The organism is Streptomyces sp. 35G-GA-8 (assembly GCF_023534745.1).
GTDB lineage: Bacteria > Actinomycetota > Actinomycetes > Streptomycetales > Streptomycetaceae > Streptomyces.
In genome coordinates this window covers 242,589-264,550 of record NZ_JAMHJQ010000003.1, presented here as the reverse complement: position 1 = coordinate 264,550, position 21,962 = coordinate 242,589, and the positions used below count along the sequence as shown (strand labels likewise).

Sequence of the window (21,962 nt, the reverse complement as noted above, 5' to 3'; positions counted from 1 at the left end):
CCTCGTATCGTCAGGAGCCCTCGTACGCGGCGCCCGAGAGCTGCTGGGCGAAGTTGATCAGCTCGGTCTCGAAGAGGGCGCCGCTGTCGGTCACCGCCCAGGCCATGTGCCCGAAGATCTCCATCGCGATGATGCCGTAGAGCCTGGCCCAGACCGCGAGGAAGGCGAAGATCACCGGGAGGCCGAGCCCTTCCTGGCCGTCGAGGTAGTCCCGCAGACCCGGTGCGAGCCGGCCCTCGATGAGCTCGACCGACGGGACCCGGAGGGCGCCGCGCCGCTCCAGCTCCGCGATCTCGCCGAGGAAGGTGACGCCCACGCACGCGGGCGCGTAATCCGGTTCGTCCGGGTCGGGACCGCCCTCGTTGCCCGACGGAGGCGGGCCGAGCATGAGACCGAACTCCGCGCGGTGCTCCAGCCCCCAGGCGCGGAACGCGCGCGCCATCGCCATCAGCCGCAGCAGCGGATCGTCGCTGGGCACGGCGTCACGCGCCTCGGTGGTGGCCTCGCCGAGCTCCTCGAAGAGATCGCTGCGCATGCCCGCCAGCAGCGCGTCCAGGCTCGGGAAGTAGCGGTAGAGCGCCGAGGGCGTCATGCCCATCTCGCGGGAGATGGCGCGCAGGGTCACGGCCGCCACCCCTCCCTTGACCAGGAGTTGTCGGGCCACTTCCTTGATCTCCGCCACGGCGGACGCCCGCCGCTTCTCACGCCAGTTCGATGACATCCGCCTGCCCGCTTCTTCGTGTCCGACCTGCACCCAGCATTCCACGAGAACACCCTTGACTTTAGATTACAGCACATGCAAAGTAAATGGTGTTCACGTTTCGGTGCGCTGTTTACCCATGAAGGTGCGAATGTGAGTACGCAAACCCAGGCACCCGCCGGTTCCGGCCGGCCAGGGGCAGTCACGGCCACGCCCGCGATCGAGATCAGCGGGCTCACCAAGACCTACGGCTCGTCGGACACTCCGTCCGTCGACAACATCTCCCTGTCGGTCCCGGCCGGCACGGTCTTCGGCTTCCTGGGCCCGAACGGCGCCGGGAAGACGACCACAATCAAGATCCTTTCCGGGCTGCTGGCGCCCACGTCGGGCAGCACACTGCTGAACGGCTTCGACGTCACCCGCCGGCGGTCCGCCGCGATGCAGCAGTTCGGCGCGGTCCTGGAGGGCTCCCGCAACGTCTACTGGACGCTCTCCGCCTGGCAGAACCTGCTGTACTTCGGGCGGCTGAAGGGCATGCGCGGCGCCGACGCGCGCGTCCGCGCCGAGGAGCTGCTGAAGGGCCTCGACCTCTGGGAGCGCCGCGACGAGAAGGTCGGCGGCTACTCGCGCGGCATGCAGCAGAAGGTCGCCGTGGCCGCGGCCCTGATCGCCGACCCGCCCATCGTGCTGCTGGACGAGCCCACGATCGGACTCGATGTCGAGGCGACCCGCACGGTCATGGAGTGGATCCGCACCATGTCGCGGGAGCGCGGCAAGACGGTCCTGCTCACCACCCACCAGATGAACGTGGTCGAGGAGTTGTGCGACCGGGTGGCCGTGATCCGGAAGGGCCAGGTCGTCGCCGACCTGCCCACCGAGCAGTTGCTCTCGCAATTCCGTGAGCGGGACAAGTACGAGGTGCGCGTCGAGGGGGAGTTGCCGGAGCTCTCGCTCCCGTCCGGCTTCACCGCCCGCAGCGTCGAGGGCACGACGATCATCTCGGGGCGCGTGAGCGACCCTCAGCAGGTCTACACGCTCGTCGACCGGTTACGTGACCAGCAGGCCGTGGTGCAGTCGCTGTCCCAGGTGCAGCCGGACCTGGAGGACGTCTTCATGGGTCTCATCAAGGCGCCCGCCCATGACTAGCGTCGCGCCCGCCGCCACCGAACGGCCGGTACCGCCGGTCCGTACCGACTGGAAGCTGACCCCGCGTACCGGCATGAGCGTGCTGCGGGCGGAGGTCCGCAAGGGACTGCTGTCACAACTGGCCCACCCCGTGGGACACATCATCATGCTGGTCATCAGCACGGTGCTGTATCTCGGCATGCAGTATGTGATGGGGCAGGGCACGCTCCGCAGGGAGTTGATCCCGGAGACGCTCGTCGCCATCAGCGGTTACTGGTTCCTGCATTACGGCAGCCTGGTCATGGTGGCCGACCTCGTCGAGGAGAAGCGGGGCGGCACCTACTCCCAGAGCCATATGTCGCCCGCGCCTCCGTGGGTCTTCATGCTGGGCCGGCTTGTCACCGCGTCCACGCTGGGGCTCATGGTGGCCCTGGTCGCCACACTGGTGCCGATGTTCGTGACCGGTGTGACGATTCCGCTGAAGGCAGCCGCGCTGGTGCCCTACGCCCTGGTCGTCGTCAACGTCCTGGCGTTCACGTTCGTGCTCGCGGCCATCGCCATCAGCTCTCCCATGGTCGGCGCCCTGCACTCGCTGTTCACGTCGCTGGTCATCCTGCTGAACGGCTCGATGATGCCGCTCGGTCTGTACCCGGACTGGCTGGCGGTGGTGGCGCGGTTCCTGCCGACCACCCTGGGGGTCGAGGCGACCACGAAGGTGCTCTTCGACGGGAAGTCGCTCGGGGACATCTGGTCCGACGGGACCCTGCCCTGGCTGCTCGCCTACACCTTCGCGCTCGTCCTCTTCGGAGGATGGCTCTTCTCCCGAAACCACCGCAGAGCCGTGCGCGACGGCCGGCTCGGCCAGTACTGAAATGAGCGGGGACCGATCATGACGACGCTCACTCCCACAGCCGGCCGCACCGCACCGGCGAACATCGCGGACCGCCCAGGCGCCGCCACCTACGTCAACGCCTTCAGCAACGAAGTGCGGAAGGGTCTGCTGAACCTGGCGGCGGGGTGGCGCGAGGTCCTGGTGCAGATGATCACCTTCCCTGTCTTCTTCCTGCTGCTCGTCCTGTTCATGGGGCGCGGGCAACTGCGGGACGAACTGCTCCTGCCCGGCCTCCTGGGCATGGTCTCGCTCGTCTTCATCCACGAGCAGGTGAACCGGGCTTTCTGGAGCTATCTCGGGGACATGCAGTCGGGCGTGCTGGAACAGACGTACCTCACACCGCTGCCCTCGTGGACACTCATTCTCGGCCGCCAGGTGGCCGCCGTGGTCTCGGCTCTGCCGAGCGCCCTGTCCGTCCTCCTGGTGGGAGTGATCACCATCGAGGCGAGGGGCGGGGACACACCCTTCGACGTGCAGATCCTGGTGCCGGCCACCTCCATCGTCCTGGGCACCTGCGGACTCGCGCTGATCCTGTGCGGGCTGACGCTGGTGTACAAGCGCATCGAGATCATCACGCAGTTCTCGATGGCCGTGTGGTTCATCGCGGGCGGCACGTTCGTCCCGCTGGACAACATGCCGGACGTGACCGCCTTCCTCAGCCGGCTCCTCGTACCGATCGCCCCGGGCATCGAGGCCATCCGCGACATCCTCGTGGGCGGCCACGCGCTGACCGGTCTGGTGACCGGCTGGGGCCTGTGGTGGGTGATCCTTCAGCCGCTCGTTCTCATCGCGATCGGCGTGGTCCTCTTCGGCCGTCTGGAGAATGTCGCCAGGCGCCGGGGAACCCTGGGCCGGTACTGACACCGGCCCCAGAGCCCTCCGGGCCGTCAGCGACACGGTACGTTCGCAGGCCGCACGCTTAATCCCCCGTAGCGGCGAGCCAACGGACGACCCGTTCGCTGATGGCCCGGAGTCCACCGGCCGACACGATCGAGTAGTGATCCCCCTCCAGGAACTCGACCTCGATCCGCGGGCACACCGCCCGCCAGCCGGCGCCCGGCTCCTGGAGGTCTCCCTGCCTCGTCCGCGCGACGAAGAGCAGAGCGGGTACGTCACAGAAGCCGGGACGGTAGGCGCCCAGCAGCTTGAGGTGGTGGGCGTGGGCGCCCGACAGCCGCTCGAATCCCGCGAGATCGATCTCCGAGGGGAGGAGTCCGTGCTCGACCGCCGCGGCCCTGGCCGTATACGCCACCTCCTCGTCGCCGGCCTCGTCCAGCGCGGTCACGAGCCCGGCCGGCGGACGCCCGCCGGCCAGATCGCCCAGGAACTCCAGATAGCCCTCGGTCCGCGTCCGAGGCGTCCGGCCCTCGGCGACCAGGCTGTCGATCATGACGACCCGGCACTCATGGCCCTCGGCGATCAGTTGCCTGCCGACCTCGTAGGCCAGTACGCCACCCATCGACCAGCCGCCGAGCAGAAACGGCCCCTCGGGCACCAGATCCAGCAGTTCCTCGCGGTACGCCGATGCCATCGTCGTCAGGTCCGGTGCGCCCGGCGCCTCGGCGCCGTCGACGAGCAAGCGGCTCTGGAAGGCGTGGACGGGACCGGGCCAGACACGGGCCAGTTCGAGATAGCCGGCGACCGAGCCGCCCACCGGATGGAAGAGGATCAGCCCGGGTCCGCCGCCGCTCTCCCCGCCGTCGGACAGCCTGACCGCGCACGCCGCGGGGCGGGCGCCGGCCCGGACGGCAGCCGCGAAGTCCCGCAAGGTCGGCGACTCGAAGATCTGCCCGAACTGAACCTCCGCGCCGAGCTCGAAACGCGCCCGGTTGATGAGCCGCAGCGCGAGGAGCGAGTTGCCACCCATCGCGAAGAAGTCGTCGTCAGGACCGACCGATTCAACTCCCAGCAGCTGCTCCCACACTTCGCCCAGCAGGCGCGTCACCTTGTCGTCCGTGGCGCCGACGTCGTCCGTCGCGGCGGCGTGCTCCGTGGCGCGGCCGTGCTCCGTGGCGCGGGCGTCCGTACCAGCGGCGGACGGTGCGGCCGGAGCGGCCCGCACCTGCTCCATGTCGACCTTGCCGTTGGGGGTCAACGGCAGCCGCTCCACGACCCGGTACTCCCCCGGGACCATGTAGGACGGCAGCCGCTCCCGCAGGTGCCGGGAGATCTCCTCGGCGCCGACGGTGAAGCCCTCGTCCGGGACCACCAGGCACACCAGCCGGGGTCGGCCGTCCGGCGACGCGACCGTGGACACGACGCATTCGGCCACCGCGGGATGGCCCCGCACCGCGCTCTCCACCTCGCCGGGCTCCACCCGGAAGCCCTGAAGCTGCACCTGCCGGTCCTCGCGGCCGAGGAATTCGATGGTGCCGTCGGGCCAGTAGCGGCCCAGATCGCCCGTCCAGTAGAGGCGTTCACCGGTGCGCGGGTGCCGGACGAACCTCTCCGCGGTGCGCTCCAGGTCCTTCGCGTATCCCTGGGCGACACCGAGGCCGCCGATGTAGATCCTGCCGGTGGCCCAGGGCGGCCTGACCTCCATGGCGTGGTCGAGCACCCGCATGGTCTGCCCGCTGAGGGGGGTCCCGTACGGAATGCTCCGCCAGGCGGGGTCGACACGGCCGATCTCGAAGCAGTTCGACCAGATGGACGCCTCGGTGGCGCCGCCGAGCCCCAGCACCCGGACGTCGCTCCACAGGGTCCGCATCCGGTCCGGGAGCCAGATGGGTATCCAGTCGCCGCTGAGCAGGAACGCCCTTAACGGCGGCAGTTGCGGCCCCGGCCGGTGGGCGAGGACCTCGACAAGCATCTCGGCGAGCGCCGGGACGGAGTTCCACACGGTGGCGCCGTGCGCGAGCGACGCCTCGGCCCAGCCCTCGGGATCGGGGTGGTCGGTCGCCACCGGAAGAACGAGTGCGGCGCCCGCCGCCAGGGTGCCGAAAATGTCCCAGACCGACAGGTCGAAGCTGAGCGAGGAGATGCCGAACACCCGGTCGTCCGGGCCGAGCCGCAGCCGCCGGTTGATGTCGGCGATCGTGTTCCGGGCCGCTCCATGGCCGATCATGACCCCCTTGGGAGCGCCGGTCGAGCCCGAGGTGTGAATGATGTAGGCGAGCTCGTCGGGGTCGCCCACCGGTGGTTCCAGGACATGGTCCGTCGGATCCGCCAGGTCGACGTGGAGCGTGGGAAGCGCTCCTTGACGGAGCGGTTCGGGCAGACGGTGGGACTGGCACAGCGCGGTGCGGGCGGACGTCGCGTCGAGCAGACGCCGGATACGGCCGGCGGGCAGGGTCACCGACACGGGGCAGTAGGCGGCGCCGGCCCTCAGCACACCGAGTACGGCCGCGACCTGTTCCCAGCCCTTGTCCATCACGACGGGCACCACATCGCCGCGGCCGACCCCGTGGTCGCGCAGCCATACGGCGACGGACCGCGAGACCGCTTCCAGCTCCCCGTACGTCACCGTGCGGTGCGCCGTCAGGATCGCCGGCCGGTCCGGTTCCTGAGCCGCCCGCTGAAGGAAGCCGTCCTCCAGCCGGCCCGTCGGCGGCGCCCCCGCCGACGTGTTCAGCCGCTCCACCAGGTCCCGGTGGGCCGCCCCCGGGAGAGCGGGCCGGACGTCGGCGCCGCCCGGCCCGGCGAGCGACTCCAGCATGCTCCGGTAGGCGTCGAACATCGCGTCGGGCAGGCCCTCGGGGAAAGCGTCGCCGACGATGTCCCATACGCATTCGACGCCTCCGCCGGGGGCGTCCTTGACCTGCTGGTCGATCAGCACCTGGGGGGTGCGCAGGGCGGAGGTCACCGTCCTGCACACTCCCCTCCCGGTGGCCGGCTTCTCCCCCGGACCCAGCATGCTGTTGAAGACGTAGGGCAGCGCCGCGCGCGAGGTCCAGCCGCGGCGGGCGGCGAGCTCACGGGTCACCCGGATCGCGCTGACGTCGGAGTGCTCCATGTCCTTCCAGAGCCTGCGCTGGAGCCGTGCCGCCCGCGCGAAGAAGTCCTCGTCCTCCCGGAGGTCGACCTCCAGCGGCAGGGTGGCGCTGAACTGGCCGACGACGCCCGCGGCTTCGGGATGCCGGACCACCCAGTTCTGGTGCAGGACGTTGAGACAGAAGTTCGGTGCCGCCGCCCAGGCCCCCAGCACCTCCGCGTACACGTGCAGCAGTCCGGTCGTCGGCAGCACACGGTGCGCGCGCATGGTGGTACGGAACCGCTGCCACTGCTCACGGCTCAGCAGGAAGGAGCGGCGGGTCAGGCGGGCGGATTCGATGCTGCCGGCCGGCCGGGCGAGCGGCAGCCGGGGGGCGTCGGGCAGTGAGTCGAGCCGCGCCTCCCAGTACCGCCACTGGGCCTGGTGGGCGTCCGATTCCGCGTCCGCCGCGCGGGCCAGCACACACGCGCGGAAGGTGCCGGTCAGGGGCGGCAGTTCAGTGGCCGGATCGCGGTAGAGCCGCCACCACTCCTCCTGGAGCCGGCGCGTGCTCGTCGAGTCGAGGAGCAGCAGGCTCATGGCGAAGTGCAGCCGGGTGCGGTGCGGTCGCAGGCGGTGGGCGACGATCTCGAACAGCGGCCAGCCGGTGGGCGCGGGACCCTCGTCCCGCATCCGCTCCCTGGTCCCGCGGATCTCCGTCTCCTGCTCGTGTGCCGCCAGACCTGTCAGATCGACCGCGCGCAGCGGGAACGGTGTGACCTCGGCGGCGTCGAGCACCCGCTGGCCGCCCTCCTCGGTGATGACGGTCCGCAGATGCTCGTGACGGGCGATCAGGAGATCGACGGCCCGTCCCGCCGCCTCGGGGTCGAAGTCCACGATGTCGATCTCGGTGTAGAGATTCGGCCGGAAGCCGCCGAGCTCCATCAGCGGGCTCGACCCGACCAGGTACGCCGCCTGGAGATCGGTCAGCGGGAACTCGGCTCCCGGGGGCGCGGACACACGAGGGGTCGGAGAAGGGTCGTGCGCGGTCACTGTTGCCTCCCGGTGAGTGCGGCGCCCAGCGTCGGTAGTCCGGCGGTCAGCGCCGTCAGGACCTGCTCCTGGGCTTCCTCGTGCAGATAGAAATGGCCGCCGTCGAACATCAGGACCGCGCAGTCCGCGGTCGAGTGCTCCCGCCAGCCCGCCAGTTCGCCGGGGTCCGCCAGCGCGTCGTCCCGGCCGCCGAGGACGAGCACGGGACAGTCGAGCGGACGATCCGCGCGCCAGCGGTAGGTCTCGGACACCGCGAAGTCGGCCCTCACCATGGGCAGCAGCGCCGACAGGGCGGCCGGGCTCTCCAGCACCTCGGCCGGAGTGCCGTTCAGCTCTTTCAGGTGCGCCACGAGATCGCCGTCCGGCGCGTCGTGGAACCGCCGCTGACGGGAGGGCAGATGCGGGGCCCGGCGGCCGGAGACCACCAGCCGCTCCGGCTCCCGCAGTCCCAGCTCGCGCAGCTTCCGGCACAGCTCGTAGCCGATCAGTGCGCCCATGCTGTGCCCGAACCAGGCGTGCGGCCGGTCGAGCAGCGGCTCCACGGCCAGGACCAGCGCTTCGACGAGTTCGTCGAGGCGACGGTACGGCGCCTGCCTGAACCGGCTCTCGCGCCCCGGCAGCCGGATGGACACGACGTCGACGGACGGGGCCAGCCGCTCGGCCCAGTCCCGGTAGAGCGCCGCTCCGCCGCCCGTGTGCGGCAGGCAGAAAAGCCGTACGGGCGCGTCGGAGGCGGCGGCCCACCGTACACACCAGTCGGTCCCCGGAGCGCGGCGCCCGACAGGTCCTACGTGCTCCACGACGCCGCCCTCTCGCCGAGCATGACGCAGCTGAGATTGGTCGGCGCGCTCGGCATCGTCGGCATCACGGAGGCGTCCACGACACGCAGTCCGGGGACCGTGTGCACGCGGAAGCGCTCGTCCACGACCGCCGCGCGGTTCGAGGACGGGCCCATCGCGGCGGTCCCCGCCGGATGCCAGGACGGGCAGACGAACCGTGAGACGGAGCGGCGCAGCATGGCCTCGTCCTCCACCGTCCGGTCGGTCCAGAGGAACACGCGCTCCAGCAGTGGCGCGAGGCGGCTGCCCCTGACCATCTCCCAGAGCATCCGTGTGCCCGCCATCAGGCGTTCGACGTCCCAGGGGTCCGAGGCCAGCCGGAGCTCGATCACGGGACCGGCGTCCGGCTCCGCGCTCCGCAGGGTGACGGAACCCCGGGAGCGCGGCGTCAGCAGCGAGGCGTGCAGGGAGAAGGCGGTCCGGCCCTTGAGCACCCCGCGCATCACGGGTACATCGAGGTCGGAGACGTTGTTGACCAGGGTGAGATTGAGGTCGGGGGCGCCGCCCGTGCTCGACACCCGCGCCAGTACCTGGTGCATGGGTTCCCCGGGTCGGGAGCCGGCCGGGGCGGGGAGACCCCACAGAGCGACGATCGGATGCTCCATCAGATTCGCACCCACACCGGGCAGTTCGGCGACCGGGCGTATGCCAAGCCGCAGCAGTGCGTCGGCCGGGCCGATGCCCGAGCGCAGCAGGATCGCGGGCGTGCCGATGGCGCCGGCCGAGAGCGTCACGCGGTCGGCGCCGATACGGACGAGCCGCCCGTCGCTCAGGGCCTCCACACCGACGGCCCTGCCACCGTCGAACACGACCCGGGCCACGGAGCGGTGACCGGCCACCGTGAGGTTGGGCCGGTGCCGGGCAGGTGCGAGGTAGGCGTCGGCCGTCGACACGCGCCGGCCGCCCGCCTCGTTGCGCGGAATGGGCCCCGCACCCGTGGTGCGGTCGGCCGCGTTGAGGTCGGCCACGGTCGGCACGCCGTGGTCACGGCAGGCGAGAAGGAAGCCGGCCGACAGGGGCCCGAACTCGTCCTCGGACTGTCTGCGGATGGGCAGGGGCCCGTCGCTGCCGTGCTCGGGCCCCTTGAGGTCGCCGTCGGACTCCAGCCGGACGAAGTAGGGCAGCACGTTCTCCCACGACCAGGCGGGGTTGCCGGCGGCCGCCCAGGCGTCGAAGTCGCCCGGCAGACCGCGCAGCGCGAGGGCGCCGTTGACCGCGGAGGAGCCCCCGACGGTCCTGCCGACCACATACGGGTAGCGCCGTCCGTTCTCGGACTCCCCCTGGATATAGGCGGAGTGGTCCCAGTTGGCCCCCGACAGCACGGGGTTGTCGGGCGAACCGGGGGGATCGCCCACGTTGTCCGGCCCGGCCTCCAGGAGCAGGACGCGGCGACCTGGGTCCTCGGACAGCCGTCCCGCGAGGGTCGCGCCCGCGGAGCCGGCCCCGACGATCACCTCGTCCCAGTGTCCCTCGATCGTCGCCGTGCGCCGTCCCGTTCCTCGGACATCGGTTCCTGGCATGTCGTCACCGCTCCGGTCGGCCGGTGAGCCGCTGGGCGAGTTCCGCGATGGTGGGGAAGTCGAAGAGCATCCCCAGGTCGTCCTCCGCGTCCTGTTCGAGACCGATCTCCTGGCGGATCACCGTCAGGATGCGTACCGCGTGCAGTGAATCCCCGCCCAGCTCGAAGAAGTTGTCGTCGACACCGAAGTCGTCCCGTTCGAGCACGTCGGCCCACATCCGCATCAGCCGGCCCTCCAGCTCGTCGCGCGGGGCGGTCTGCTCCTTCGACGCCGGCTCGGCCCACGGGGCGGGCAGAGCGCCCCGGTCGACCTTGCCGTTGGCGCTGAGCGGCACCCTGTCGATGAAGAGGAAGTGGTGCGGAACCATGTACCCCGGCAGCAGTTCCTCGACGGCGGCGCGGACGCCCGCGGCACGGTCGGTGCCGGTCGTACCGGCGGGCGGGCCGGCCCCGTCCTCGGCCACGAGATGCGCGACGAGCTGACGTCCGCCGGTCGCCGGGTTGCTCTCCACCCCCACCAGGGCGTCGGCGACGCCGGGGGCGGAGCGCAGCGCCGCCTCGATCTCGCCGAGCTCGACGCGGTATCCGTTGAGTTTCACCTGGAAGTCCGCGCGGCCGAGGAAGTCGATGTCCCCGCCCGGCAGATAGCGCCCGAGATCCCCGGTCCGATACAGCCGTTCGCCGGTCAGCGGATGGACGACGAAGCGCTCTGCGGTCAGCTCGGGCGCGCCCCAGTAGCCCCGGGCCACGCCCACCCCGCCGATGCAGATCTCCCCCGTGGTCCACACCGGGCACGGTTCGAGGTGCTTGTCGAGCACGTGCAGCGTCTGGTTGGCGAGGGGCTTGCCGTACGGGATCCGCGTCCATTCCGGTGGCACGTCCCCGATCGGATGGTGCACGGACCAGATGGACGCCTCCGTGGCGCCTCCCAGGCTCACCACCTCCGCCCGGGGATGCCCCGCGCGGACCGCGGCGGGAAGGGTGACGGGGATCCAGTCGCCGCTGAGCAGGACGAGCCGGACACTCGACTCGCCCCCGCCGTCCTTCCCTCCCGTGGCGCGGGCCTCGGTCCATGCCCGCATCAGGGCGGGGACCGAGTTCCAGACCGTCACGCCGTGGCGCCGTACCAGTTCGTCCCAGTGCAGCGGATCGTGCCCGTGGCCGCGGGCCGGCACGACCACCGCCGCTCCGGCCGCGAGCGCGCCGAACACGTCGTAGACCGAGAGGTCGAAGCTCAGCGACGACAGGGCGAGCACCCGGTCGTCCGGACCCACCGCGAACCGCTCGTTCATGTCCTGGAGGGTGTTGGCCGCGGCCTGATGGTCGATCATCACGCCCTTCGGCTGTCCGGTCGACCCGGAGGTGAAGATCACGTAGGCCAGGTCGTCCGGACGGACATCGACCTCCGGGGGTTCGGTGCCCGCGGCGGTCACCTCGGGATCCGCCGCGGTGACGAGGTGGACGCCGGCCGGCCAGTCGAGCTCGTCGCGTGCTTCGGGGTCCGTCACCACGATCCGTGCCCCGCCGCGCTCCAGCAGCAGCCGTCGCCGTGCGGTCGGCCAGTCCGGGCTGACCGGCAGATACGCGGCGCCCGAGAGGGCGACGGCGAGCACGGCGACGATCTGGTCCACGCCCCGGTCGAGTACGACACCGATCAGCGTGTCCCGCGTGGCGCCCAGTTCGACCAGCCGGTGGGCCAGCCTCGCCGCGGCGGCCATGACCTCGCGGTAGCCGTGCTCGCCGTGCTCGTCGATCACCGCGGTCGCGTCGGGACATGTGCGGGCCCGTGACACGACGAGTTCGCCGAGCGTGCGGGGCGGGATCGGCGCACCGGTGTCATTGGCGGCGCGGCGCTCCGCGAGCTGCCACTCGGGCAGCGCGGGCGCTGTCGCCGGCTCCGTCCACGCCCCGGGGTCCGTGGCGAGCCGGTCCAGGGTGGCGCGGTAGGCGTCGAACATGTCGTCCAGGAGACCGGCGGGGAAGAGCGCCTCGACGGCGTCCCAGTTGAACAGCAGGTCGCCCCGCTCCTCGGTCACCTGATGGTCCAGCCACACCTGGGGGGTCTGGGTGATGCCGTACATCTCGTCCCCGAAGAAGCGGATGCCCTCCGACGGGTCCTCGCCGCCGGTCCCCAGCACCAGCGCGCTGGTGAAGACGACCGGCATCGAGGCACCGGGCCCGCCGCCCAGGCGGCGGGACCGTTCGCGCAACACCCGGACACCGCTGAACTCGGGGTGCTCCAGATCCCGCATGAGCCGCCGCTGGAGCCGCCGCACCCGGGAGGCGAACGCCTCGCCCTGGCCGGCCGGCAGCGCGAGGAGGGTGACGGAGGTGAAGTCGCCGATGAGTTCGCCCATGCGCGGATGGGACTGCGGGCGGTTGAACAGGGTCAGGTCGAGTGTGAAGTCAGGCTCGCTCGACCAGGTCCGCAGCACATCGGCGTAGGCGGTCATCAGCACGGCGGACGGGGTGACCCCGAACCGCCGGGCGGACTCCTTGACGGCTGTCCACCGCGCGGCCGGCAGCCGTCCGCCGCGATGGCCGAACTCGGGCCGGCCGATCGTGCCGGGCGGCACGGCGAGCGGCAGGGCCGGCGCCGGCGGCAGCTCGGGCAGCCGGTCGAGCCAGTACTTCTCCGCCGCCCGGTAGCGGGGGCCCTCCTGCGCCGCCGCCTCGGCCAGCACATGGTCGCGGTAGGAGAGGTCCAGCGGCTCCGGCGACCAGTCGGCGTCCTCGTAGAAGCGGCGCCAGTCCTGGAACAGCAGATACATGCTGTAGCCGTCGAGGATCAGGGTGTCGAGGCTGATGTGGAGGCGTAGACGATCGTCCCCGAGCCGGGAGGCGCGGATGTCGAACAGCGGCCAGCGGTCGGCGGGCAGGACCTGGTGGTCCATCTCGTCCCGGGTGCGCAGGATCTCCTGCTCCTGCTTCTCGGTCACCAGGCCGCGCAGATCGGCGACGGGAATCCGGTACGCGGGGACCTCCGGCAGAACGCGCTGCGTGCCGTCGGGGCCGATGACCGCGCGGAGCATGTCGTGGCGGGCGATGACCGCCCGGAGACTGGTCTCCAGCCGGTCCTGGTCCAACCCCGCGCGTTCGAGTTCGAAGTAGATGTGGGTGGAGACGCCGCCGAGTTCGACCGCGGACCCGCGGCCGACCCAGTAGGCGTGCTGGATGTCGGTGAGCGGGAAGGGTTCGTGGCGGTCGGCGGGCCGGGGCACGACGGCGCCCTCGTCCGGGCTCGCCGCCACATCGCTGAGCATCGCGACGAGATCGTCGCGCCGCTCGCGCAGTTCGTCCCGCAGCCGCGCGGTCAGCGCGCCGGCCGGGGCCACCACGTCCAGTCGGCCGTCGGTCAGCCGCAGCTTGATGCCGCGCGTGCGCAGTTCGCCGAGCAGTTCCTGAGTCACCGTCACCGTGGGTCCTCCTCCGTCTCGCGCCGACGCGGTCACCGGGCCCGCCGCCCGCGGTACGGCGTGCTGTCCAGGGCGTCGGCGACGATGTCCGCCGACGCGCCGACGAGCAGTGTGTGGTGGGTGCCGGGAACGCTCAGGCTGTCCACGGCACCGGTCGTGAGCGCGGACCAGCCCCAGTCGGGGGCCGCCGCGAAGGGGTGGCCGGCGAACTCGCCGACCTGGCCGTCGCGGGCCCGCAGCACCGTGATGTCGGCGGCGACCGGCGACGCGGTGTAGCGGTCACAGCCCTCCACGACGGCACGGAACACCACGAAGGTGTCGGCGAGTTCATCCCGGTCGAGTCCGGTGTCGGGGAGGCCCCGGTCACGCAGCGCGTCGAGCGCGCGGCCGAGCCGTACCGCCACCGGGGGTCCCTCGGGCCCGGCCAGTTCCGCGGCGCCGGGGGCGCCCGGGTCGAAGCCGATGTCGAGGTCTTCGAGGAACCAGAGCAGCAGTTGCGTCTCGTCGGCGTTCGCGCGCGGCGCCACCGGCGCGGGAGAGTCGATCACCGCCAGCCGCTCGACCCGGTCGCCGCGCGCCTCCAGCAGCCGGACCACCTCGGCCGCGATCACGGCGCCCGAGGACCAGCCGCCGATCCGGTACGGGCCTCGCGGCCGGACGTCCGTCAGCGCCGCGACGTAGAGAGCGGCCAGCTCGGGCACGCTGTCCACCGGCTCCTGGCCGGTGGCGGGGCCCGGTGCCTGGAACGCGAAGAACGGCCGGTCGCGTGCTTCGGCCAACGACCGGTAGCACAGCACGTTACCGCCGGCCGGATGGACGAAGAACCAGGGATTCCCGTCGCCGTCGGACGACCGCAGCTGGACCAGCGGAGTCCAGTCGCTCCGCCGGGTGTCGAGCCAGTCGGCCAGTCCGGCGACGGTGGGCCGCTCAAGCAGCGTGCCCAGCGGGACGCGGTGTCCCAGCCGGCGGACGATCTGTCCGATGACCCGCAGCGCGGTGAAGGACTGGCCGCCCAGGTCGAAGAAGTCGTCGTGCACCCCGATCGGCTCGCGCGCCAGAACCGACTGCCAGATGTCCACCAGGGTGCGTTCGGTGGCGGTCCCCGGTTCGGCGGGGAGGTACCCGCCGTCGATGTCGGCCGGGCTCAGGGCCTCCAGGGCCGTACGGTCCAGTTTGCCGTTCGAGGTCAGTGGCAGGCGTTCGAGGACGGCGACATGGCTGGGCACCATATAGCCGACCAGTCGCTCGGTGAGGGCGGCCCGTATCTCTGACGGCACCGGCGCGGGGCAGCCCTCCTTGGCCGTCACGAAGGCCGCCAGTTGTTTACCGGAGTCGGTCCCGCGTGCCACGACGGCCGCCTGCCCGATGTCCGGGAGGTCCAGCAGCGCGTGCTCGACCTCGCCCGGTTCGACGCGGAATCCCTGGATCTTCACCTGGAAGTCCATCCGGCCGAGGAACTCGATGTCTCCGCTGGGAAGAAGGCGCCCGAGGTCGCCGGTGCGGTACAGCCGTTCGCCGGTGAGGGGGTGGGACACGAAGGCGGACGCGGTCTTCTCGGCGTCCCCCAGATATCCGAGGGCGACGCCCTCGCCGCCGATGAAGAGCTGTCCCGTGACCCGCTCCGGGACGTCCCGGCCGAGTTCGTCGAGGATGTGCCAGCTCTGGTTGGCGAGCGGTTTCCCGTAGGGGATGCTCGTCCAGTCCGGGTCGGTCCGGTCGACGGGGTAGCAGATGGACCAGATCGATGCCTCGGTGGCGCCGCCGAGGCTGATCACCCGGGCGTTGGGCGCGATCGCGCGGATCCGGTCCGGGAGTCCGACCGGGATCCAGTCGCCGCTCAGCAGGACCGTGCGCAGTCCGGGGAACCGCAGTCCCGCTCCCTCGGCCTCCTCCACGAAGAGCTGCATGAGGGCGGGCACGGAGTTCCAGACCGTGACCCCCCGCTCCCGTACGGTACGGGTCCAGGCGGCGGGGTCGGGCCGGCCGGGTTCGGCGAGCACGAGCGCGGCGCCGGCGTCCAGGGCGCCGAAGATGTCGTAGACCGACAGGTCGAACCAGAGCGAGGAGATGCCGAAGAGCACGTCGTCGGAGGTCACGCCGTAGCGGCGGTTGATCTCGGTGACGGTGTTGAGCGGCCCGCGGTGGTCGAGCATCGCTCCCTTGGGGCGGCCCGTGGAGCCCGATGTGTAGATGACATAGGCGAGGTCGCCCGGCCGCCGGGTCGTCTCCGGCGCCGCCGCCGCCCGGGCGTGTCCGGCCTCACCGGCTTCCGGTGGGTCGACGGCCAGTACGGGCACGCCCGTGAGCGCGGTGAGCGCCTCCAGCCGGGCCCCGCTGGTGAGGACGGCGGTGGCACCGGTGTCCTGGAGCAGATAACGGAGCCGGTCCGGCGGCCAGTCGGGGTCGACCGGCACATAGGCCGCGTCGGCGGTCAGCACGCCGAGCACCGACGCGATCTGCTCCCAGCCCGGCGGCGCCGCGACGGCGACGAGGTCGCCGGGCATGACACCGGACTCACGGAGCGTCCTGGCGATCCGCTCGGCGCATCCGGCGAGCGCGTCGTAGGTGAGGGTGCGGTCGGCGGTCACCACGGCGGGGCGGCCCGGACGCCGGGCCCGCTGCCGGGCGAGGGAGTCGTGCAGCAGTCCCGGGGGCACCGGCCCGGACGGGGCGTTGAGTGCCGCGCGCCGGGCGCGCTGCGCGTCCGGGAGCGGGTCGAAGGCGCGTTCCCGCCATGCCTCGTCGCTCTCGGCGAGCCGCATGACGATGTCGCGGTAGGCCTCCTGCATGGCATCGACGAGTCCGGGCGGGAACATGTCCTCGATGACGTCCCAGATGACCCACAGACTGCCGTCCCGCAGATCCCAGAACTCGCAGTCGATGAGTGTCTGCGGGGTTTCCAGCAGGCTGTGCACGGGACGTTCGGCCGCTCCGACGAACAGCGCGCTGCCGACCGCGTACGGGCATACGGCCTTGCCCGGGGTGCGGCGGTGCTGGTTGAGCGCCTGGAGCACCTTCACACCGCTCCAGTAGATGTGTTCGACGTCGGAGAGCACCTGCGCCTGGAGGCGGCGGACCCGGTCCTCGAAGCCCTCCTCGTGCCGCCAGTCGATCTCCAGCGGGTAGAGGGAGGCGAAGTTGCCGAACACCTCGCTCATCCGGGGATGCAGGGGGAGCCGGTGGGTGATCATGTTGTTGAGCAGGAAGTGGCGCGACCCGCTCCAGAACGCCAGGACCTCGGCGTGGACGCCGCACAGCACATTGGTCGTGGTGAGATTGCGGGCGGCGGCCTTCTCCTTGAGCGAGGCCCAGACGTCGGCGGGGAAGAGCAGTTCCCGGCGTTCCAGCCGGGAGCGCCGTCGTGGGTCGGCGCCGGCCGCGAGCGGTATCTCCGGTGCGGCGGGCCAGCCGGCGATCCGGTCGGTCCAGTACTTCTTCGACGCCTGGCCGAGCGGGGACTCCTCCAGCTCGGCCAGGGCGAGCACACAGTCCCGATAGCTGATCTCCAGTTCGGGCGGGGACTCCCCGGGGTTCTCGTAGCGCCGCAGCACGGCGCTGATGAACCGCAGGGTCGCCGGGGCGTCGCTGAAGAGGTTGTTGTTGTTGTAGTGGAGCTTGGCGGTGTCGTCCGGCAGCAGGCTGAGCCGCATGTCCACCCAGGGCCAGCGGTCGTGCACGGGCTCCCGTCGCGTCATCGAGTCGCGGACCCGCTCGATGTGCGCCTGTGCCCGCGCCGCGTCCAGGTGACGGACGTCGAACACCTCGATATGGGCGGGACCCGGGTCCCGTACCGTCTGGAGCCGCAGATCCTCCCGGACCACGACCAGATTCCGCCGCTGGAACTCCAGTTCCTGGTTGAGCGCCTTCTCCAGGCGCCCGGGGTCCGCCTCGGCGAGGTCGTACTCCATGTACTGGTGGGGCCGTACGTAGTACTCGAACCCCTCCCTGCCGCCCATGATGAACGACATCTGGAGGTCCGACGGGGCGAACGGCTCGTGGAGACGCTGCTCGTCCGGTGTCACGACGGGCAGCTCGGCCTCCTGCTCCCGGCGGGTCCTGGCGCCGTCGAGCCAGGCGATGAGCTCCCGCTTGAGCTGACCGATCCGCTCCCGGAGATCGCCGGTGAGCCCTCCCTTGGGGGCGATCACCTCGATCCGGTCCCCCGGTGCGAGCCGCAGTCTGATGCCGGCCCGGGCGAGGTCGTCGAGGAGGGAAGGGACCGAATGGGATCCGCTTTCGGACACAGCGGTTTCTCCTTGTCCGCCAGTTGACGAGTCATAGGGCAGTCGAGGTGGTGCCGGGGCGGTCACAGCGTCAGCACCTCGGTCTCCGCGCCGTCGTCCAGCACGTCGTCGTCGGTGGCGAGCACGCTCATGGTCGTCAGCTGCCGGCAGATCAGCCCGGCGATCTCCAGGGCCGTACCGCCTCCGAAGAGGTAGTCCGCCGGCACATCGGCGGAGAAGTCGGCGCGGAGCCGGTTGCGGAGCCGGATCGTGGTCAGTGAGTCGAAGCCCAGTTCGTTGAGGTGCTTGTAACGGAAGGTGGGCCGCAACGCGTCCCGCTCCTTCGCGGACATCCCGAGGAGCACGGCCACCAGGTCGAGCAGTTGGTCGAGGGCGACCTCGTGTGCCTCCTCGGGCCGGGTGAGGACCAGTTCGGCCAGGCCGGGCCCGCTGTCGGTGGCCGTCACGGTGTCGGTCCCCGTCCCGCTGTCGGCCGCCGAGGACGGGCCGAGCGGCACGATGTCGCCGAGCAGCGTGTCCGGAAGCCGTCGACCGCCGGCGGCCACGTACCGCCGCCAGTCGACGGCGGCCAGCGCGATGTGTGCGGGTCCGTCCGCGGAGACGAGGTCGAGGGCACGCAGGGCCTCGTCGGCCGGCATGCCGTGGATGCCCGAGTCCGCGAACCGCTCCACGAGGCCCCCGTCGACCGCCATGCCCGTGTCAGCCCACGCTCCCCAGCCCACGCTGAGGGCGGGCAGCCCTTGGCGCCGACGGTGGCCCGCGAGCGCGTCCAGGAAGGTGTTCGCCATCAGATAGCCGGGCTGCCCGGTCAGGCCGATCAGCGCTCCCAGGGCCGAGTAGAGGACGAAGAAGTCGAGGTCGAGATCCCGTGTGAGGCGATGCAGATTCCAGGCACCCTTGACCTTCGGGTCCATCACCCTGCTGAGCTCCGACCAGTCGGCGCGCTCCAGGACGCCCTCGGCGTTGATCCCGGCCGCGTGCACGACCCCGCGCAGCGGCGGCAGTTCGCTGTGCGCGTACGCCAGGACACGTTCGACCCCGGCGGTGTCCGCCACGTCGACGGCCCGGAGTTCGACCCGGACCCCGCGCGCCCGCAGCGCCGCCACCTCGGGCGGTGTCGCGGCGGGCAGCGTACGGCCGACGAGCAGCAGGCACTCCGCTCCCTTGCCGGCCAGATGGCGGGCGGTGGCCAGACCGAGGCCGCCCAGACCGCCGGTGATCAGATAGGTGGCGCCGCCTCGGACCAGCACCGGATCCTGTGCGGTGGTCCGTGGTGTCCCGCCGGTCGGAGTCGCGTCGTGTCCCTCGTCGCGCAGGCGGGCCTCGTACCACTGTCCGTCGCGCACCGCGAGATGACCCGAACCGCCGAGCGCCGACACCTGGTCGAGGATCTCGGCGGGGGCGGGCATCGGGGCCGCGGGGGCGAGATCGATCTGTACGCAGGTCAGGTCCGGGTATTCGGCGATGACCGACCGGGTCAGGGCGGTCAGGACGGACGGTGCGAGCTCGGGCGCCCGGCCGTCGGCTCCCGTGCCGCCGGCAGCCACGCCACCGGCAGCCGCGCTGTCGCCGTCCGGCACCGCCGCACCCGCCGAGCAGATGACGATCTCGGGGCGTCCGGCGGCGAAGGCCCGCAGGAAGCCGGCGAGCAGCGTGGTGGTCCGGTGGGCCAGCCGGTATGTGGCCTCGACGACCTCGTCGGCTCCCGCGTCGGTGGGCTCCGCGAGGAGGATCAGTCCGGCGAGGGGCTGGTCCGTGTCGCCGCGTACGGTGTCGAGCATGGCCCGCACGTCGCTGTCCGAGACGGCGTCCACGTGCAGGGCGCCGGAGTCCGCGGGCGGTGCGGTGGCGCCGGTGACCACGGCGGTGGCCGCGATGCCGAGCGCGGCCAGCCGGTCGCACCAGGAGACGGTCGCCCCGGGGTCGGTTCCACACACGAGCCAGCCGCCGGTCCGCGTACGGGGGGCGAGCGCGGTCCCCGGCGCGTCGGGCCGGGGCTCCCAGGTCAGCGCGTAGCGGCGGGGAGCCGGGGTCGTCATCGCACCGAGCACGGAACGGGGCACCGCGCGGAAGCGCAACCCCTCGACGGTCGCCAGGACTTCCCCGTCCTCCGAGGACACCTCCAGGTCCAGCGACACCTCGCCGGGGGCCGTCGTGCCACGCCGGTGGGCCTGGCACTCGACCCGGGCCGGGAGCGGCCCGTAGACATCGATCCGGTCGACGGCGACGGGTACGCGCAGTGTGTCGTCGTCGGCGGTGAACGCCACCACCAGTTGGAAGCAGGCGTCGAGTACGACCGGGTGCAGCAGATAGGTGTCCCGGTCGCGGGTGGCTTCGTCGGCGACGATCAGCGCGTGCGCGCGGTCTCCGTCGACCCGGACCCGGCGCAGCGCGCGATAGGCCGGACCGTAGTCGAGGCCGATTCTCCGGAAGGAGTCGTACAGACTCCCGGTGGCCGGCTCGGTCATGTCCGCGTCCGGCCCGGGCCTGGCCGCGGGCGCCGGGCGGGGCCTCTCACCGGGGCCGGCGCTCGCGACGGTGGCGTGTTCGGTCCAGTCTCCGGCGGGTGCGGCCGGGGTGCCGTGCCCGGCCCGCCGGCTCAGGCAACGCACCCGGTGCGTGCTCCCGGTCGCCTCGGCCAGGGCCTGCACGGTGAGCGAGGTCCCGTCGTCCGGGAACGGCAGGAACTCGTTGAAGGTCACGTCCCGCAGCGTCCAGGCGGCGGGCCCGGGACGGGCCATGGACCGTACGGCGGCCAGTGCCCACTCGACCATCGCGCTGCCGGGCAGCACGGAGCGCCCGGCGACACGGTGCTCACGGACGAACCAGGGCCGGTCGGCGGAGAGTTCCTGGGTGAACCAGCGGTCGCTGGTGACGGCCAGGTCGATGCCCGCGCCGAGCAGCGGATGGTCCGGGGATCCGCCCCGCCCGCCGGCCGGCCTGCGGACGGTGTCCGAGCCCTCCAGCCAGTAGCGGCGGCGCTGGAAGGGGTACGTGGGCAGGTCGACCTGGCCCCTCGCGGCGTCATGGCCGAGGCTGGGGCGAGCGACGGTGGTGTTGGCGACATGGGCCTCGGCGAGAGCCGTCGCGAGCGTGCGTGTCTCCGGCCTCTCCCGCCGGAGCACGGACGTCAGGGTCGGCGCGGGACCGGTGCCCGTGACGCAGTCCTCGACCAGAGCGGTGAGGGTGGCGTCGGGACCGAGTTCGAGGAAGGTGGTCACACCCTCCTCGAACAGACTGTTCACCCCGTCCATGAACCGGACGGCGTCCCGGAGTTGGCGGGTCCAGTAGTCGGGTGAGCGCAGCTCGTCGGCGGCCGCGGGCCTGCCTGTCAGATTGGAGATGACAGGTATCTCCGGCGCGTTGAAGGAAACGGTCCCGGCCACGGCGCGGAACTCGTCCAGGACTCCGTCCATCATCATGGAGTGGAAAGCGTGGCTCACGCGCAGCCGAGTGGTCCGCCGTCCCCGTGTCTCCCAGTAGGCGGCGACCTTCTCGACGGTCATGTCCTCCCCCGAGATCACCACGGACCGGGGTGAGTTGACCGCGGCGATGGTGGCACTGCCGTCGAACTCGCCGAGGCAGCCGCGCATCTCCGCCTCGCCGATGTCGATCGCGATCATGCCACCGGAATCGGGCGCGGCCTCCATGAGCCGGGCACGGGCGGCGACAAGAGCGCATGCGTCGGGGAGTGTCAGAACTCCGGCGGCGTGCGCGGCGCTGATCTCCCCCACCGAGTGGCCGATGAGGAAGTCGGGAACGGGACCCAGGGACCGGACGAGCCGGTAGAGGGCGGTTTCCAGGGCGAACAGAGCGGGCTGGGCGTATGCCGTGCGGTGAAGCAGCTCCGCCTCGTCGGATCCCGGGGAAGAGAAAATCAGTTCTCGCAGGGGGCGGTCGAGATGTGTGTCGAGATGGCCGCACACCTCATCCAATGCCTCGGCGAAGACGGGGTAGGCGCGGTACAACTCCGCACCCATACCCGGGCGTTGCGCACCCTGTCCGGAGAACAGGAACGCGGTCCTGCCGCGCCCCGGGTCGGACTGGACCAGTTGCGGGGCCTCCTCGCCCCGGGCGAGTGCTTCGAGTCCGGTGAGGAGTTCCGTACGGTCCTCACCCACCACCACAGCCCGGTGATCGAACAACGAACGCGTCGTCGCCAACGACCACCCCACATCCGCAGGCGACACCTCCGGCCGCTCCTCCAAAAACACCCGCAACCCCGCAGCCTGCGCCCGCAACGCCACATCCGACACAGCCGACA

Annotated in this window: 10 protein-coding genes; 3 read left to right on the top strand and 7 right to left on the bottom strand. The window is 71.6% G+C overall.

The features are described from left to right. Positions 1 to 10: 10 nt before the first annotated feature. Positions 11 to 721 carry a TetR/AcrR family transcriptional regulator gene (locus M1203_RS07620; protein ID WP_249948753.1) on the bottom strand — a complete coding sequence of 237 codons (711 nt, stop codon included), beginning with the start codon at positions 719 to 721 and terminating at the stop codon, positions 11 to 13. Positions 722 to 853: 132 nt separating this feature from the next. Here M1203_RS07620 and M1203_RS07615 point away from each other — a divergent pair, with 132 nt between their 5' ends. Genes M1203_RS07615 through M1203_RS07605 form a run of 3 tightly spaced genes read left to right on the top strand, consistent with a single transcriptional unit; the run spans position 854 to position 3,578 of the window. Beyond that, positions 854 to 1,846, top strand: coding sequence for an ABC transporter ATP-binding protein (locus M1203_RS07615; protein WP_249948752.1), 993 nt, complete (start codon positions 854 to 856; stop codon positions 1,844 to 1,846). Beyond that, a complete protein-coding gene (locus M1203_RS07610; protein WP_249948751.1) occupies positions 1,839 to 2,696 on the top strand; it encodes an ABC transporter permease in 858 nt (285 codons plus the stop codon). Before M1203_RS07615 ends, M1203_RS07610 begins: the two co-directional genes overlap by 8 nt. 18 nt (positions 2,697 to 2,714) lie before the next feature. After that, entirely contained in the window at positions 2,715 to 3,578 is an 864-nt protein-coding gene (locus M1203_RS07605; protein WP_249948750.1) for an ABC transporter permease, read from the top strand. A gap of 58 nt (positions 3,579 to 3,636) precedes the next feature. Here M1203_RS07605 and M1203_RS07600 read toward each other — a convergent pair whose 3' ends face one another. The 6 genes from M1203_RS07600 to M1203_RS07575 all read right to left on the bottom strand — a co-directional run bounded on the left by M1203_RS07600 (position 3,637) and on the right by M1203_RS07575 (position 21,954). Further along, positions 3,637 to 7,647: an amino acid adenylation domain-containing protein gene (locus M1203_RS07600; protein WP_249948749.1), complete on the bottom strand. Its 4,011-nt coding sequence runs from the start codon at positions 7,645 to 7,647 to the stop codon at positions 3,637 to 3,639. 29 nt (positions 7,648 to 7,676) lie between these two features. Then, complete coding sequence (locus tag M1203_RS07595; RefSeq protein ID WP_249948748.1) at positions 7,677 to 8,480, bottom strand: alpha/beta fold hydrolase; 804 nt, start codon at positions 8,478 to 8,480, stop codon at positions 7,677 to 7,679. Further along, positions 8,468 to 10,039, bottom strand: a complete 1,572-nt coding sequence (locus tag M1203_RS07590; protein WP_249948747.1) for a GMC family oxidoreductase — start codon at positions 10,037 to 10,039, stop codon at positions 8,468 to 8,470. Before M1203_RS07590 ends, M1203_RS07595 begins: the two co-directional genes overlap by 13 nt. Before the next feature lie 4 nt (positions 10,040 to 10,043). After that, entirely contained in the window at positions 10,044 to 13,454 is a 3,411-nt protein-coding gene (locus tag M1203_RS07585) for an amino acid adenylation domain-containing protein (protein ID WP_249948746.1), read from the bottom strand. Between the two features lie 32 nt (positions 13,455 to 13,486). Beyond that, complete coding sequence (locus M1203_RS07580; protein ID WP_249948745.1) at positions 13,487 to 17,698, bottom strand: amino acid adenylation domain-containing protein; 4,212 nt, start codon at positions 17,696 to 17,698, stop codon at positions 13,487 to 13,489. 62 nt (positions 17,699 to 17,760) lie between these two features. Beyond that, the gene (locus M1203_RS07575) at positions 17,761 to 21,954 is read right to left on the bottom strand and encodes an SDR family NAD(P)-dependent oxidoreductase (protein ID WP_374402532.1); all 4,194 of its coding nucleotides are present in this window, start codon (positions 21,952 to 21,954) and stop codon (positions 17,761 to 17,763) included. Positions 21,955 to 21,962 lie beyond the last annotated feature (8 nt).